Source organism: Microcoleus sp. Pol1C5 (assembly GCF_036701115.1).
Lineage (GTDB): Bacteria > Cyanobacteriota > Cyanobacteriia > Cyanobacteriales > Microcoleaceae > Microcoleus.
On the sequence record NZ_JAUBQE010000003.1, the window covers coordinates 1 to 15,776 of the forward strand.

The following is a 15,776-nucleotide window of genomic DNA, read 5'->3' on the forward strand; positions in this document are numbered from 1 at the left end:
CCCTGACTTTCACAGCCGGCGTGTTGTGGGGAAATCGGCGCAAATTGCCAGCAATAGCAGCGGATTCTGGAAACAATGCCGGAAACAATAGTTTTTCCGGCTCTGCATTGGCGTTGGACAATGAACTGCTGTTACACAATGACAACCATCACGTTAAGAATCAAGAGGCAGAAGTCAATAGTTTGAAGTAAACAATTGCGTGAAAATAGCAATTTAGTTTGCATAAGTATGTATTTATTAAATCCCAAATAATAAAATGTTCAGCACTATTCTTAGATGGGTAATAAACCGCCGCTGGCTAGTTGTTATCGCTACCATTATTGTTAGTCTTTGGACATTTTCTATCATCCCCCAAATGTCGCTTGATGTCTTCCCTCCTTTTGCACCCCCGCAAGTCGAAATTCAGACCGAAGCACCGGGGCTCGCGCCGGAAGAAATCGAGTCTTTGGTAACACTGCCGATCGAAAGTGCAATTAACGGAACTCCTGGGGTAACAGCAGTGCGATCGTCTTCGGCTGTCGGCCTTTCTGCGGTTAAGGTAATCTTTGATTGGGGAACTGAAATTTATCAAGCGCGCCAATTGATAACAGAACGGTTGCAGCAAGCGCAAAGCAAACTCCCTGCTGGGGTAGAAACACCGCAAATTTCTCCGACCACTTCTCCTGTGGGAACTGTTATTACTTATGCTTTTACATCAGAAACTACTCCTTTGATGGAAGTGCGCCGTCTGGTAGACTGGCAAGTCACAAATCGGCTTTTGGCAGTGACAGGCGTTGCTCAAGTCGTGGCTTACGGCGGCGAAGAAAGGCAGTATCAAGTATTAGTAAAACCTGCCAAGTTGAAAGCATTTAATGTATCTTTGCAGCAAGTAGCTGAAGCGGCTGCGGCTGCGAATGTTAACGCGCCGGGGGGGTATTTAATTACGCCGGATCGAGAAACTTTAATCCGGGGGGTGGGGCGGATTGAGTCTCTGGAAGATTTGCAGCAATCGGCGATCGACTCTCGCCACGGAACAGTCGTCAGAATTGCTGATGTCGCTGATGTCAAGGTTGGTGCTGCAATCAAGCGGGGCGACGGCAGTTTTAACGGCAAAAAAGCTGTGATTGTGATGGTAAATAGACAGCCAGTTGCTGATACTCCGACGGTAACAAAAGCGGTTGAGGCAGCAATGGCTGAGGTGCAGGAAGCTCTGCCAAAAGATATTAAAGTTACTGTGACTTTTCGACAGGAAGAATATATCAATTCCTCGGTAGAGAATGTGCGATCGGCTTTAGTTGAAGGCAGTATTATCGTCACCCTTATTCTCATCCCGTTTTTGATGAATTGGCGCACTCTGGCGGTTGTTTTGCTGGATTTCTTTCTGACTTGGCTGTTGGCGTTGCTGGCGATGTATTGGCTGGGGCTGGGGCTGAATACGATGACTTTGGGGGGTTTGTCGGTGGCAATCGGCACTGCGATCGACGATGCGATCGTCTATGCCGAAAATACCTACCGCAACTTGAGAGAAAATACGTCTTCGCTTCATCCTCGCCCGGTGATGGATGTGATTTTTGACGGCAGTCAGGAGGTGCGCGATTCGTTAATTGGAGCGACTGTTATTGGCATTGTGGTGTTTTCGCCAATTTTTACTTTGCCCGGTGTAGAAGGTCGAATTTTTACGCCGATGGGGATTACTTATCTGGTAGTTGTTGTGATTTCTAGTCTGGAATCGCTGTTAATATCTCCGGCCCTTTGCGCTATCTTGTTGCCTACCAAACGTATGAGTGCTGCGGAACCTTGGCTGCCGAGATTTTGCAAGCGCCTCTATCATTTTTTTATACAATTGTCAATGCGATTTTCGGGGATTATTTTAGCTTTAGCTGCTGCTAGCATGGTGGCTGCATTAATTATTTTGCCTTCCTTTGGACGGGTGTTTTTGCCGGAGTTTCAGGAGCAAACTTTGGTGAATACTATTATGCTCTATCCGGGGGTGTCTTTGGAGACAACAGATAGCGCGGCTTTTGCGATCGAAGATGCACTTAAGAGTGATACCAGGTTTGAATACGTACAAGTGCGATCGGGCAGAGCTCCGGGAGATGCTGATGCTGCGGGAGTCAATTTAGCTCACATTGATATCGGTTTGAGCGAGGCAGGGATGAAAAATCGGCCGAAAACTTTGGAGTCGCTGCGGCAGGAATTTGCTAGATTGCCGGGAGTTGCACCAAATATCGGCGGTTTTATTTCTCACCGGATGGATGAGGTTTTATCTGGTGTCAGAAGTCAGATTGCTGTCAAAATATTTGGCCCGGATTTGGATCAACTTCGCAGCATCGGTGCCAAAGTAGAAGAGCAAATGAAAACAGTTGAAGGTATTGTAGATTTGCAACTCGAACCGCAGGTGCCTGTGCAACAAATTCAAATTAAGTTTAACCGTCAAGCGGCGGGTAGATACGGTTTGAAAATCGGAGAGCTTTCTGAAATAATTGAGACAGCTTTGAACGGCAAAGTTGTTTCTCAAGTTTTGGAGGTGCAGCAAACTTTTGATTTAGTTGTGTGGTTGCAGCCTGAAGCTAGAAATAACTTAGAAACTATTCAGAATTTGTTGGTTGATACTCCAAGCGGCAACAAGATTCCCCTCGCCCAAGTTGCTACTGTCAAATACGGTACGGGCCCAAATACGATTAACCGCGAGAATGTTTCTCGCTTGATTGTGGCGGCGGCGAATGCTAAAGGTAGGGATTTGCGATCGGTTGTGAATGAAATTCAAGCTAAAGTTAAACGAGAGGTGGAGTTGCCTTTTGGCTATTTTATCCAGTACGGCGGTCAATTTGAAGCTGAGCAAAGAGCTTCGCAAAATATTATGATATTTAGTGCGATCGCCTTTTTGGTAATTACAGTATTGATGTACTTGTCCGTCAAGTCCCTTCCTTCAACTGCTATGATTATGATTAATTTGCCGATCGGATTAGTGGGAGGAGTAATTGCCGTAGCTTTGACGGGCGGCATCATCTCTGTAGCTTCTTTAGTTGGCTTTGTGACTTTATTTGGCGTTGCCACCCGCAACGGCTTGTTATTAGTAGACAACTACAACACTAAATTTGCCGATGGAATGCCTTTTAAGGAAGCAATTATTAAAGGCTCGATGGAACGGCTCAACGCCATCCTGATGACCGCTTTAACCTCAGCTTTGGGTTTAGCACCTTTAGTCTTAGAAGGCGGGGCGGGCAAGGAAATTTTGCAACCGCTTTCCGTAGTAGTTTTAGGCGGATTATTTACTTCTACTGCCTTGACTCTGTTAGTTTTGCCAGCTTTGTATGCTCAATTTGGTAATTTTTTACGACCTCAAAAACCTCAGCCCCCTGTTGAAGACGCTAAGGTAGTTAATGTGTGATAATTTATAATTATTGTCAGCAAGGAGCCAAACAAGTGAAATCGCTCAAGTCTAATTTAATTATTTTAGGCAGCGTCGGATTGTTATTTTTGGGAGCCTGTAATAAAGGCGACCAAGCAAGCGATCCAAATAGCACTCCAGCCTCCCCTCCTGTCGCCTCTCAACCTGCGTCTTCTACTCCCGCCACTGCTCCTGCAACAGCAACTAAAGGGGGGAAAGTTGTAAAGTCGGGAGCTTACTATTTAGAGTTTGTACCTGAAAAAGAAGCTACCGGAACTCATTTAGATGTTTTTTTGCAAAAAGGGGAGAAAAAGGAACCAGTTCCTAATGCCAAAGTGACGGCTCAAGTGCAGTTGCCGAATGGAAAGCAGCAAACCCTAGCTCTCAAGTATGATGCTGAGGGCAAACATTACGCTGTGGTGTTTCCCGGCAAAGATGCAGGAAGTTATCCCGTGAAAGTTACTGCGGATATTAACGGAGAAAAAGTTGACGGTCGTTTTACATTCAATCAATAGATAGCTGATTTCCTAATGCGCTCTAACTTAGGGGCGCATTAGTTATTAGCCACAAACAACTGCCTCCTGCATTTCGACTACAAAGCCGATCGCGTTTCGATCGCACTTTATTTCCTATTTACTTGCCTGGGTTTTTTTAAACGGGAAAAACACTCGACCTGCCAAACTTTGAAAATAAATCCCACCGACGGTAATTAAAAAGACTAAATAAGCGATCGCCTGCACGACATAGAGCTTATCCGTGTAGCCAAACAGCGCACTCAAAAACAAACCTGGAAACTTGTCTTCGGGAAGCAGTTGCGAGGTATTCCAGACCATCGGCCCGAGAATGCAAGAGTGGATTTTAGTAAATCTTTCGTAATAGAAACACAGTGCTGCTGATTCGCGGTTTGTTTGCGATAAAATATTCATCGCGCTGTCAAAAAGTCCCAAAGTAGATACCACTAAACCCGCTACAATGAAGAGCAATAAAATGCCCATATATTTGAAAAATAGGCGGATATTAATTTTGACTCCCCATTTAAACAGCAGGACACCAAGTCCGGTGGCTGAGAGAATGCCGCCTAAAGCGCCGAGGGCTGGAATAATGCCTTGTTGAAACTTGGCGACGACAAACAAAACAGTTTCAAACCCTTCGCGCAAAACAGCAATAAAAACTAAACTAAATACGCCCCAACCGGCATGAGAGTTTTGCGTTAAAGCAGCACTTACAGCGCCTTCAACTTCGGCTTTCATAAATCGCGCTTGCTTGGTCATCCAAATCAGCATCCAGCTCAGCATTGCGATCGCTATCAGCCCAAAGATTGCTTCTAGCAGCAATTCCATAATCGGTGCAAAAGGCTGATTGGATGCCGACAAAATTTGCATCGTCCAGACCAACAGTACACCTATCAAAGCACTGGCAATAAGTCCAACCCCAACACCCCCAAAAACCCAAGGGCTTAAATAGCTTTGTCCCGACTTTTTGAGGCAAGCGAGAACGATTCCGACAACTAAGGCGGCTTCGACTCCTTCGCGGAGGGTAATTACAAATGTGGGCAATGCTTCGCCAAAATTCATTTTTTTATGGTGGGAATGAGAGTGGTTAATGAGCGAGGTAATTGGCAGATTCTTTACCAATTACCGCTCTTGATGAGAGTGATGTTTTTAGGATGCTGGTTTGAGAACTTTTTGGCTGTCGCTTTCGATCGTTTTAACTAACTGGTTGACTTGTTCGGTGGTTTTTACGGGGGCGGGGGGTGCGATCGCCGTTGGCCAATTTGTTTTCAGTTCAGCCATGTTGGCAACAATTGCTTTGTCAATTTCAGGGCTGGTTTTAGCCACTTGTTCGGCGATATCTTTGTACAGCATTTCCGCGTACATCACAAAACCTCGCGAATCTTGATATTCAATAATTGCGGAAATTTTGCCGTTAGCAACTGCCGCTCCGTATTCGGAATTAGCTGTATCCAACAAGCCGTTAATCACTTGCAGCACGAATTTCGGATCTTTTCGCTGCGTTTCGGGAAGGGCGGCAATTGCTCCATCAACTGCTTGCATTGATGTGTCAAATTCTGCTTTCACTTGAGCCGGATCTTTTGCACCCGCTTTAACTAAATCCTGCAATTTAATTAAAGTAGCCTTAAATTCAGGAATTTTACGCTCGTTTAGCTGATCTTCCACATCGGCATAAATTTCTTCGACTGGATGCCCGATGTGCGGTTCTGCCTGGTCTGGTTTGCCTTGATCCAAGAGTTCTTGGGCTACGAAAAGATGCCCTTTCATCAAGCCAAGTTTAGTCATGTAGTCTACATCTTTGGGTTCGCCTGTCAGCACCACATTTTCAATAGTTACCAAGTCTTTGATTTGGTCGAATTGGGCTTGAGTAATGACATTTTTTGAGACCAATTCTTCGACTTTCCCGTAAGGGCGGCTGGCTTGAATTTTGTTAGAAAGTGCCGGTACTCCTAACTTGGCTTCGAGTTTATCTAACTCTGAAAGAATGGCAGTATTGATGTTGATGCCACCCTTGCCGCCGTGATTCCCGCTGTGACCGCTTGTGGATGCGGGACTGGCTGTAGCAGCGGGTGAGGGTGTGCTGTCAGTGTTGCTAGCTGTGGGGGTGGAAACGCAACCAGCCAGAGCAACGAGGATGGCTGTAGCGGTGGCGGTCGGTAATAAGCGAAAGGATGGTAACATGGCAGTTGCTAATTTTTACTTTATGTGGATTTGGACTCACAAGTTATTAAGAATAATTCTCAATTTGTGAGCTATTCATTCTACCTATTTGCGATCGAGCTTGTCAAATAATTTCATACTTTATTTGAATCGGCGCACCCTGGTAGCAGGATTGGGTTTAAGTGATGACTTCAAATACACCCATGCAGCCAGCTTCGGCGATCGCATCTTGATGGGGATGAAACATATATTTTCCAGGGTAGCCGTAGGTAAATTCTAATATATGTCTTTCAGCTACTCCCATGGTGATGACATCAGTTCTTTCACTGGGATTTAAAGTCATTCCCGTGCGATATACGTCAAAAAAGTTGGCGTGCAAGTGGAATGTTACTGCTGCTTCGTACTCGATCATGTTGAGTACGTAGAGCCGGATTAACTGATTTTTGTAAATAGGGATCGGGTTATTCATATAATAATTAGGCAACCCGTTAAAAGCGTATAGTTCGTTTTTTTCGTCCTCGTTTACGTCATATCCCCCCATGATTAACAATATTTCATCGGCGGGAGGGCGGGGTTTTGGCGGATCGATGATGAACATTCCATATAGTCCTTTACCTATATGGCGAGTTACGGGATCAATATGGCAGTGATATAGATGCAATCCGTAAGGATTGGCATCGAATTCATAAATAAATACCGAACCGTTTTTCACTGGTTTAACGCCATCCATTTCGCTGGTATGAACGCCGTGAAAGTGCAGCGAATGAGAATGTCCGGCTTTGTTATAAAAAATGACGCGGATACGATCGCCCTCAGTTGCCCTCAATGTCGGTCCCGGCACTCGATTGTTGACGTTCCAGGTGTTGAAAGTGACGGCGCTGTTAAGTTGGACGATCGAAGTATTAGCTTCCAGGCGAAATTCCCGAACCGTGCGCCCGTTTTCGCGCGTCACCGTGCCGTAATCAAAATCTCGCGCAATTTGCATCGGGTTGATATTGCTGACGGTGAGTGCATCTGCGGGGATGGGCGGTATTCTCGCGACTGATGTCGGTTTGCGAGTCAAGTTTTGAAGTGCGATCGCGCCGCCCGCTACCCCAGCCCCAGCAATTCCTAGCTGTAGCAGTTGGCGGCGACTCCAGCGCCCAGCCTTTTTAATGGCGGGACGATCGGATAAATCTGTCATACTTATTGAAAAATTTTCTCAAAAATTCACTCGTGGTTGATTATAAGACATTACTAGCTTGTTGTCAATTATTATCAACTGTTATCTTTTTCTGCCAATTCAGAAAATTTCATGCTGATTTCATCTTAGTATGTGAGCTTAAATGTTGGGGTAGATGCTGCCGCTCGCTAACAATGTATAAGGATTTACCGCTATAAATTAGAGTTATGAGAGTTTTGCTAGTTGAAGATGAGCCAGATTTAGGGAAAGCGATCGATCGCACTTTAAAGCAGGAAAAATATATAGTTGATTGGGCTTTGGATGGCAGTGAAGCTTGGGAATATTTAAACAGCCACTGGATGCAATATAACCTGGCTATTTTTGACTGGTTGCTACCAGGATTGTCAGGATTAGAATTGCTGCGGAGATTGCGTGCTAAAAATAGCGCCCTGCCCGTCTTGATGCTAACCGCCAAAGACCGAATGGAAGATAAAGTTGCGGGACTAGACGCCGGGGCTGACGATTATTTAGTTAAACCGTTTGGCATGGCGGAACTGTTAGCAAGATTGCGGGCTTTGCAAAGGCGAGCGCCCCAAATTCAACCGCAACAGCTACAGATAGGAAATCTGGTTTTGGACTGCGGAAATCGAACTGTGTGCCATCTCGATCGAAGTGGCAAAAGCCAGATAATTCCTCTAACAAACAAAGAGTTTCAACTGCTACAATACTTTATGAAACATCCCAACCAAATTATCACTACTGACCAAATTCGGAATCAGCTATGGGAGGCGAGTGCAGATACCTTTAGCAATGTGGTAGCAGCTCAAGTGCGCTTGCTGCGGCGCAAACTTGAGTCTGTTGGTGGCACGAATTTAATTGAAACCGTTCACGGCGTCGGATACCGCATGAGAAATTAAAGCTGTAGGGGCAACAGCGGGCGGATTATATCTCATTTCCAGTATCTGGCTATAATATAGAAAACTCGATCGTAAAAATGACTGCTATGAAAGATTTAATCCAACAAGAGTTAGAAAAGCTCGATCTAGAACAACTCAAACAAGTATTTTAATTTATTGCCTTCCTAAAATTCCGTACCCGATTAGCTACTATTCCAGCAATCGATGAAACTAACTTAGCTGCACTCTACGGCGAATTTGCCGAAGAAGACCGACAACTTGCGGAACTCGGAATAAGCGAATATGCAGAACTCCTAAAACATGAGGATTTGGCATGAAAGCCAAATATAAAAAATGTATTATTATTACCTGGAAATTTTTATTTTAATAGGACTTAGACACGGGTGTCATAAACCTGATTATTTAAGAGCTTATTCTCTCTTTTCTCCTCCTCTGCGTTCTCTGCGTCCTCTGTGGTAGGTAAAAAAATATCATCTTCAACTAATTACCAATTACCAATTACTAGCAAGATATGAAAGGTGAATCAAAATAAACTATTTAATCGAACTCGCTGGCAATTAGCCATTTCCTATGCGGCTGTAATGGGTTTGATTTTAAGCTTGTTGGGATTTGGCGTATACAAGGCGATCGCCCACGCTCACTGGGTAGCCATAGACAGGGAATTAGAATCGGTAGCGGGGACGCTACACGACAGCCTAGAACTCAAATTGCAGCAGCCCGGACGCTTGGAGCCAATAGTAAACGAACTTTTGCCCAACCTCCGCCTAATTGGAGTTAAAGGCATTAAAGAACAGTTGCCAAGCCGCCATATTTTAAGCGCTATAAACCAAGGCTATTACTATATTCGTTTATTTGATTCTTCGGGTAAATTAATTGCTACAGCAGGCGCTTATCCCGAAGACTTACCACCAGAATTTAACTCCCTATACTGGCAAACAATAACTGACGCCAAAGGCAATGTTTACCACCAAATTTCTGTAGCGCTACACACCCAAACACAGCAAGATTGGGGATATTTTCAAGTTGGGCGGAGCCTGCAAGACTTTAATGATTATCTCAGTACAGTGAAATGGGTTTTGAAATTAGGATTGCCTACAGCATTGATTTTGATAGGCTTTGCTAGTTGGTTGTTGGCAGGATTGGCAATGAAACCGATTTATTCTTCCTACCGACAAATCCAACAGTTTACAGCGGATGCAGCCCACGAATTGCGGACGCCTTTAGCGGCTTCGCAGGCGACTGTAGAATCGGCGCTGTTGACGCCTCAATTAGATGAAAAAGAGGCGCGGGAAATTTTGCGGACGGTAGAGCGCCAAAATCGACGACTGACTCAGTTAGTTGCTGATTTGCTGCTGCTGGCTCGCATGGATAATCAGGCGATACGCGATCGCCCTCAATTGTGTTGTTTGAATGACTTGGTGAGCGATTTAGTCGAGGAATTGGCAGCAATGGCGATCGCTTCTAAGGTAGCGTTAACATCCTCCGTGCGAGTGCAGCAGCAATTAAATGTTGTCGGCAATTCCGACCAACTTTATCGCTTAGTTGCTAATTTAATTGTTAATGCGATTCAATACACTCCGGCGGGCGGGAAAGTAACAGTTATTTTAGATTGCAGCCACCAAGAGGCGATCGTTCAGGTTCAAGATACCGGTATTGGGATAGCGGCGGCAGATTTAGAGCGAATATTCGATCGATTCTACCGAGTCAACAGCGATCGATCGCGCCATACCGGCGGTTCGGGACTGGGATTGGCGATCGCCCAAACCATAGCCCGGGCACACCGCGGCAGCCTCAGCGCCCGCAGCGAATTGGGTTCCGGCAGCACCTTTCTCCTGCAGTTGCCTTTGTGAGCTACTATGTGAGGGCAACTGACATCTTGCACCATGTTCGCTTAACAGGCTTTTCGGCCTGTTCCACAAAAATTGAAATATCTTGTGGGGAGTAGGGGTTGGACAGGAGAACCCGCCAGTGAAAGGCTAATTGAGAATTGTGCAAGATGTGGGGAAAACCGAATCATCTTTTTGTGGTAATCCCTTTTGCACAAGAGAGCACGATCGCCGAAAATCATTAAATAGCTATTTCTCAGCAATTAGCAGTCATCACAGAGAAAAATTATGACAGTTTTAGAACAGGGAACAATCTCAATCCATACCGAAAATATTTTCCCGATTATCAAGAAGTCGCTATACACTGACCACGAAGTCTTCTTGCGGGAACTAATTTCTAACGGCGTCGATGCCATTGCCAAACTCAAAATGGTTTCCCGTTCCGGCGAATACGGCGGTGACATGGGCGAACCGCAAATCAACATAGCGATCGACAAAGATAACAAAACCCTCTCAATTTCCGATAACGGCATCGGCATGACCGCCGATGAGGTAAAAAAATACATCAACCAAGTCGCTTTCTCCAGCGCAGAAGAATTTATTGAAAAATACCAAGGCAGCGGCGAGGACGCAATTATCGGTCACTTCGGTCTGGGTTTCTACTCTTCTTTCATGGTGGCGAAGAAAGTAGACATTGATACTCTTTCTTACCAGGAAGGCTCCCAAGCCGTACACTGGTCTTGCGACGGTTCCCCCGCTTTTGAACTATCAGAATCTTCCCGTACGGAACGCGGCACTACTATTACTCTTACCCTCCAAGATGAAGAACAAGAATATGTAGAACCCAGTCGCATTAAGCAGTTAATCAAAACTTACTGCGATTTCATGCCAGTTCCCATCAAATTTGAGGGAGAGGAACTCAACAAGCACAAAGCAATTTGGCGGGAATCAGCCAGCAATTTGCAAAAAGAAGATTACTTAGAACTGTACCGCTACCTTTATCCGTTCCAAGACGAGCCGCTGCTGTGGGTACACCTGAATACAGATTATCCTTTTATTGTCAACGGGATTCTTTACTTTCCAAAACTGCGCCCGGATGTCGATGTTACCCAAGGCAATATCAAGCTATTCTGCAACCAGGTTTTTGTCAGCGACCACTGCGAAGAAATTATCCCGAAATTCTTGATGCCGCTGCGGGGAGTCATTGACAGTACCGACATTCCCCTGAACGTTTCTCGCAGTTCTTTGCAAAGCAATCGCACGGTGCGGAGAATTGCTGATTATATTGCGAAAAAAGTGGGCGATCGCCTGAAAGAACTCTACCGCGACGACCGCAACGAATACATCCGCTGCTGGCAAGATATCGGCACTTTTGTCAAGTTCGGAACTCTCAACGATGACAAGTTCAAAAAGCAAGTCGAAGATATTTTAATCTACCGCAGCACCTACGAACCAACAGCGGACAAGCCAGAAACTGTAACGCCAGAAGTTCAGGTGCAAACTGAGGAAGGAGATTTGTGGCAAGATGTCACTCCGAAGTCGGAAAATTCTACTTCCACGCAGCCTTACACGACTCTAAAAGAGTATTTGGAACGCAATCAAAAACGCCAGGAAAATCGTGTGTTTTATTGTACCGATCCGGCGTCTCAAGCAACTTACGTGGCAATGCACAAAAGCCAAGGTTTAGAAGTGCTGTTTATGGATTCTTTCATCGACACGCACTTTATCAGCTTCTTGGAAAGAGAATACTCAGATGTCAAATTCTCGCGGGTTGATTCCGACATCGACGAAACGCTAATTGACAAAGAGAAAGAAGCGGAAATCGTCGATCCGGCGACGAATAAAACTCGCAGCGAACAAGTTAAAGAAATGTTCCAAAAAGCTCTCAATAAGCCGAAAGTGAACATTCGCACAGAAGCTTTGAAGTCGGACTCTGCGGAGGCGACGCCACCTGCGATCGTACTTTTGCCGGAAGCTTTGCGCCGGATGCGCGATATGACGGCGCTTTTGCAGCAGCAAGCCGCCGAATTCCCCGAAGAACACGTTTTGCTGGTGAATACCTCTCACCCGCTGATTCAAAATCTGGCGAGTTTGAGTCAGGGTGCGATTATTCAAGGCGGCGGGGAGTCTCCGTCAAGTCAGTTGGCGAGTATGATTTGTCACCACGTTTACGACTTGGCTTTGATGGCCCAGAAGGGTTTCGATGCTGAAGGGATGAAGGATTTTGTCGAGCGATCGAATCAAGTCTTGACAAAATTGACTGAACGTGCAATGTAATTAACCCCCCCAACCCCCCCTTGCTAAGGGGGGGAGTAAGAGTCTATTTCTATTGGTAAAGGGATAAGTCAAGCCTTCTTCCTTCTTCCTTCTTCCTTCGGGTATAATGAAATGCTGCACGCAAAAAACGGTAATCTGGAGGGAAGTATGTCACGGAAATGTCAGCTAACGGGAAAGAAGGCTAATAACGGTTTTGCAGTTTCTCACTCGCACCACCGCACTCACAAATTGCAAGACGCCAATTTGCAGTGGAAGCGGGTTTGGTGGCCGCAGGAGAAGCGCTGGGTAAGATTGCACCTTTCTACAAAGGCCATTAAAACCTTGCAACACAAGGGTTTGGAAATCATGGCGAAGGAAGCTGGAATTAATCTTTACAAGCTTTAAAAAACTTGGCTAAATTAAAATGAGGGCGATCGCACTATTCAATGTGCGATCGCCCTTACTTTTAGAGAAAAACCTTTACTAAAGCTATTTTCGGCATTTTAGTAAATAAGTAGTCATCTCGCCTTTGCCTTTAACTTCGATCGCGCCGCGACTTTCAAAGGAATACTTTTCTCGCAACTGCTGATAAGTTGTCTCTGTTACCTGAATACACCCCGGCAAGCCGTGAGATTCCATGCGGGAAGCGGTGTTAACGGTGTCTCCCCACAAATCGTAAATAAATTTTTTAATACCGATGACTCCGGCGACAACCGGGCCGCTGTTGATGCCGATTCTGATGCTGAAATCTTGATTGTGGATATTGCTGAAGTCAGTAATTGCCTGCTGCATATCGATGGCCATTTGGGCAATCGCCTCTGCATGATCCCTGCGGGGCATTGGCAATCCTCCTACTACCATGTAAGCGTCGCCAATGGTCTTAATTTTTTCCAATCCGTGCTTTTCTGCTAGGAGATCGAATGTGGAAAAAATGTCGTTAAGCAAGGAAACTAATTCGGGGGGAGAAATTTGGGAACTAATTTGGGTAAAACCGACTATATCTGCAAACAATACTGTTACTTCGGCAAATGTATCGGCGATGATGCTTTGGTCTTGTTTTAATCTATCGGCGATTGGTTGCGGTAAAACGTTGAGTAGGAGACGGTCGGATTTTTCTTGTTCTAAGCGCAAAGCTGCCTCAGCTTGTTTGCGAGTTGTGATATCTTGAACAGTACCTTCATAATAAAGCAAATTTCCGTAGGAATCGCGCACGGTATAAGTATTTTCCGAAATCCAAATTATGCTGCCATCTCGGCGGTAAATTTGAGATTCAAAATCCGATACTTTTCCTTGTTCTTCTATGAAGCGGACAACTTCGGCGCGGCGATCGGGGTCAACATAAAGTTGTTGGCTAATATCAGTTAGTGTGCCCACCAATTCCTCGCGTGAACTGTAACCGTAAATGCGAAGCAAAGCAGGATTGGCGCTGAGATATTGCCCATCTGGGGTAGTTTGAAAAATGCCGACGATCGCATTTTCAAAAATGCTGCGGTATTTTTCTTCAGCTTGCCGCAGCGCTTCTTCAGCCCGCTGGCGTTCTCGCGCTTCCATTGCGAAAGTTACAGAGTCTGCTAGAGAAACAGCGAAACTTTGTTCTTCAATCGTCCAAAAGCGGGGCATTCCTACGTGTTCTAAACAGAGAACTCCTGCTGTTTCTCCGCCTATTTGAATCGGCGTATCTAGCATAGAAGTGATGCCCAAAGGAATTAGGTAAGATTCCGCAAATTCTTTAGTTCTAAAATCGTTTTGCGCGTCAAAGGCAGCAATTGCGCGTTCTTCTCGCAGTGTTTGAAAATAGACAGGATAGTCTGCTGCTGTTAATTTCAAACCGTGTGAGTGCTGGTTGAGAGTGCGATCGAACACATCCAGGCACTCCATCTTGGATTTAGTGCGATCGTACAGCCAGACGCTCGATCGGACAACTTCCAGAGTACGGCTAGCAGTTTGAGTTATTTGTTGAAGCGCTTTTGTGAAGTCGCCTTGATTCAGCGCTTTATTTTTGGCTAAATCAATTAATGCCGATTTCTGTTTCTGTAGCTGAAGTTCGCTTTGTTTCAGGGCATTTGTCCGCTCTTCAACTCGGATTTCCAGCTTTTCATTGAGCTTTTGCAACGCTATTTCAGCTTTGCGGCGATCGGTGATATCTGTCCCGATGCAGAGGATGCCCAAAAGTTTGCCCGCTGAATCAACCAGCGGTTTATTTGCCCAAGATACCCAAACGCGATCGCCACTGCGCCGGATATTTTCATTTTCATAGCTGGTAAAGCGATCGGGATGTTGTAAAATTTGACTATAAACCAACTCTAAATTATTTCCTTCAATGTCCGTCGGTGGAATAATGGTTCCCAAGGCATTTTTTCCCAGAATTTCTTCCTCCTTGTAACCAAAGAATTTTTCGGCAAATTCGTTAAAAAAAGTAATATTGCCGTCAGCGTCCAGTTTCAGAATAATACTGTTAGCATTTTCCACCAATTCTCGATATTTAATTTCGCTCTCCCGCAGAGAATACTCGGCTGATGTGCGTTCAGCTACTGTCGCTGCTAATAACAGCGAGGTAATCGTAATTACACCCATAAAAGCTTGCAAAAATAAGATAGCCTGATTAATATTGTCGGCTTTTGCTGTGAAGGGTCCCCCTCCATGAGAACTGCCCAAAATTGCGATGATTGAGACAATAAACGATGCTATAACAGCAGCTCGCTGACCGAATTGAAGCGCCGCCCACATGAGCAAAGGAAACGGTAAATATTCCAGGGGATAACGAGAAATCGAAGCTTCTTGTTTCGACTCAAAGACCAGCCAGCTCACCCCGATCAATAATATTAACCATACTCCTCGCTCAATTAAATAAGTTTTCTTGGTTTCTGTTTTTATTTTTAAACGATTTGCGGTTGCTTGAGGACGAATAAATATTAAAATTAATGGAGTTATAATTAAAACTCCCATTGTGTCTCCCAACCACCAATTCCATCGAGCAGACCAATATTCGCTCCACTCTATTTTGCCAGCTAAATATAGAGAAAACGCGCCAATAGTGCAACTAATTTGAGTAGCAATTAGACCGCCAAACAAAATTAAATTAATTACATCTTTCAATCGCTCGATAGAGGGACGAAACCGGAACCAGCTCAGGGCGGTTACTGCAAAAACCGCTTGCAGAATTGCCCCGGCGTTTCCTCCCAGCCAAAGTGCAAATATCTGTTCAGTTGGGTTAACCAAATTGAGCAAAAATGTGCCCAAAACTATGGCAGGCCAGACTTTACTCCCAAACAATAAAAGTCCGGCTTGGGCAATTCCTGCAGGTGGCCACACCGAGGCAGCAAAAGGATTGACACCTTGAATTGAAATTGCTAGCCTCGCCCCCACGGCGTAAGCGACAGCAACGACAGTTACTTGAACTAAGTACCGCCCAATTCGGGATTGAGGGAATCGAAGAAACTGATTTAGGTTCAGATTCATACCGAGTTTTAAGTTTTAGGGAATTTCACATTTGGTCTTTAAAGTTCACAGCAGAAAGAAGGAAGAGGGATCAAGCAAGAAAGAAGCTAATGTAGGGTGCGCAGTGCGTACCTT

11 protein-coding genes are annotated in these 15,776 nt (G+C 45.1%); 7 read left to right on the forward strand and 4 right to left on the reverse strand.

Going from position 1 to position 15,776, the window contains the following annotated elements:
- The 3 genes from QUA23_RS02200 to QUA23_RS02210 all read left to right on the forward strand — a co-directional run.
- On the forward strand, positions 1-191 hold a 191-nt coding region (locus QUA23_RS02200; RefSeq protein WP_333110289.1), incomplete at its 5' end, for a hypothetical protein.
- 65 nt (positions 192-256) lie between these two features.
- Positions 257-3,370 (forward strand): efflux RND transporter permease subunit, encoded by a 3,114-nt coding sequence (locus QUA23_RS02205; protein ID WP_333072953.1) that lies wholly within the window; start codon positions 257-259, stop codon positions 3,368-3,370.
- Positions 3,367-3,885, forward strand: a complete 519-nt coding sequence (locus QUA23_RS02210; RefSeq protein WP_445243465.1) for a hypothetical protein — start codon at positions 3,367-3,369, stop codon at positions 3,883-3,885. Before QUA23_RS02205 ends, QUA23_RS02210 begins: the two co-directional genes overlap by 4 nt.
- Before the next feature lie 114 nt (positions 3,886-3,999).
- Here QUA23_RS02210 and QUA23_RS02215 read toward each other — a convergent pair whose 3' ends face one another.
- The 3 genes from QUA23_RS02215 to QUA23_RS02225 form a co-directional block, all read right to left on the reverse strand.
- On the reverse strand, positions 4,000-4,944 hold the full coding sequence (locus tag QUA23_RS02215) for an FTR1 family protein (protein ID WP_333072954.1): 945 nt from the start codon (positions 4,942-4,944) through the stop codon (positions 4,000-4,002).
- Between the two features lie 87 nt (positions 4,945-5,031).
- On the reverse strand, positions 5,032-6,063 hold the full coding sequence (locus QUA23_RS02220) for a helix-hairpin-helix domain-containing protein (protein ID WP_333072955.1): 1,032 nt from the start codon (positions 6,061-6,063) through the stop codon (positions 5,032-5,034).
- 157 nt (positions 6,064-6,220) lie between these two features.
- The gene (locus tag QUA23_RS02225) at positions 6,221-7,225 is read right to left on the reverse strand and encodes a multicopper oxidase domain-containing protein (RefSeq protein WP_333072956.1); all 1,005 of its coding nucleotides are present in this window, start codon (positions 7,223-7,225) and stop codon (positions 6,221-6,223) included.
- Positions 7,226-7,431: 206 nt separating this feature from the next.
- Here QUA23_RS02225 and rppA point away from each other — a divergent pair, with 206 nt between their 5' ends.
- From rppA to rpmB, 4 genes are all read left to right on the forward strand, one after another.
- Positions 7,432-8,121, forward strand: coding sequence for a two-component system response regulator RppA (gene rppA, locus QUA23_RS02230; protein ID WP_333072958.1), 690 nt, complete (start codon positions 7,432-7,434; stop codon positions 8,119-8,121).
- 518 nt (positions 8,122-8,639) lie between these two features.
- Entirely contained in the window at positions 8,640-9,971 is a 1,332-nt protein-coding gene (gene rppB / locus QUA23_RS02235; protein WP_333072959.1) for a two-component system sensor histidine kinase RppB, read from the forward strand.
- A gap of 264 nt (positions 9,972-10,235) precedes the next feature.
- Positions 10,236-12,224: a molecular chaperone HtpG gene (gene htpG, locus QUA23_RS02240; protein WP_333072960.1), complete on the forward strand. Its 1,989-nt coding sequence runs from the start codon at positions 10,236-10,238 to the stop codon at positions 12,222-12,224.
- A 147-nt stretch (positions 12,225-12,371) separates the two neighbouring features.
- The gene (rpmB, locus tag QUA23_RS02245) at positions 12,372-12,608 is read left to right on the forward strand and encodes a 50S ribosomal protein L28 (protein WP_006634309.1); all 237 of its coding nucleotides are present in this window, start codon (positions 12,372-12,374) and stop codon (positions 12,606-12,608) included.
- A gap of 84 nt (positions 12,609-12,692) precedes the next feature.
- Here rpmB and QUA23_RS02250 read toward each other — a convergent pair whose 3' ends face one another.
- On the reverse strand, positions 12,693-15,662 hold the full coding sequence (locus QUA23_RS02250; protein WP_333072961.1) for an adenylate/guanylate cyclase domain-containing protein: 2,970 nt from the start codon (positions 15,660-15,662) through the stop codon (positions 12,693-12,695).
- Between the last annotated feature and the right edge of the window lie 114 nt (positions 15,663-15,776).

Excerpts from the sequence above, each read along its gene's own strand:
- QUA23_RS02205 (WP_333072953.1), top strand. The coding sequence starts at position 257 with ATGTTCAGCACTATTCTTAGATGGGTAATAAACCGCCGCTGGCTAGTT.
- rpmB (WP_006634309.1), top strand. The coding sequence starts at position 12,372 with ATGTCACGGAAATGTCAGCTAACGGGAAAGAAGGCTAATAACGGTTTT.
- QUA23_RS02225 (WP_333072956.1), bottom strand. The coding sequence starts at position 7,225 with ATGACAGATTTATCCGATCGTCCCGCCATTAAAAAGGCTGGGCGCTGG.
- QUA23_RS02220 (WP_333072955.1), bottom strand. The coding sequence starts at position 6,063 with ATGTTACCATCCTTTCGCTTATTACCGACCGCCACCGCTACAGCCATC.
- htpG (WP_333072960.1), top strand. The coding sequence starts at position 10,236 with ATGACAGTTTTAGAACAGGGAACAATCTCAATCCATACCGAAAATATT.
- rppA (WP_333072958.1), top strand. The coding sequence starts at position 7,432 with ATGAGAGTTTTGCTAGTTGAAGATGAGCCAGATTTAGGGAAAGCGATC.
- QUA23_RS02215 (WP_333072954.1), bottom strand. The coding sequence starts at position 4,944 with ATGAATTTTGGCGAAGCATTGCCCACATTTGTAATTACCCTCCGCGAA.
- QUA23_RS02250 (WP_333072961.1), bottom strand. The coding sequence starts at position 15,662 with ATGAATCTGAACCTAAATCAGTTTCTTCGATTCCCTCAATCCCGAATT.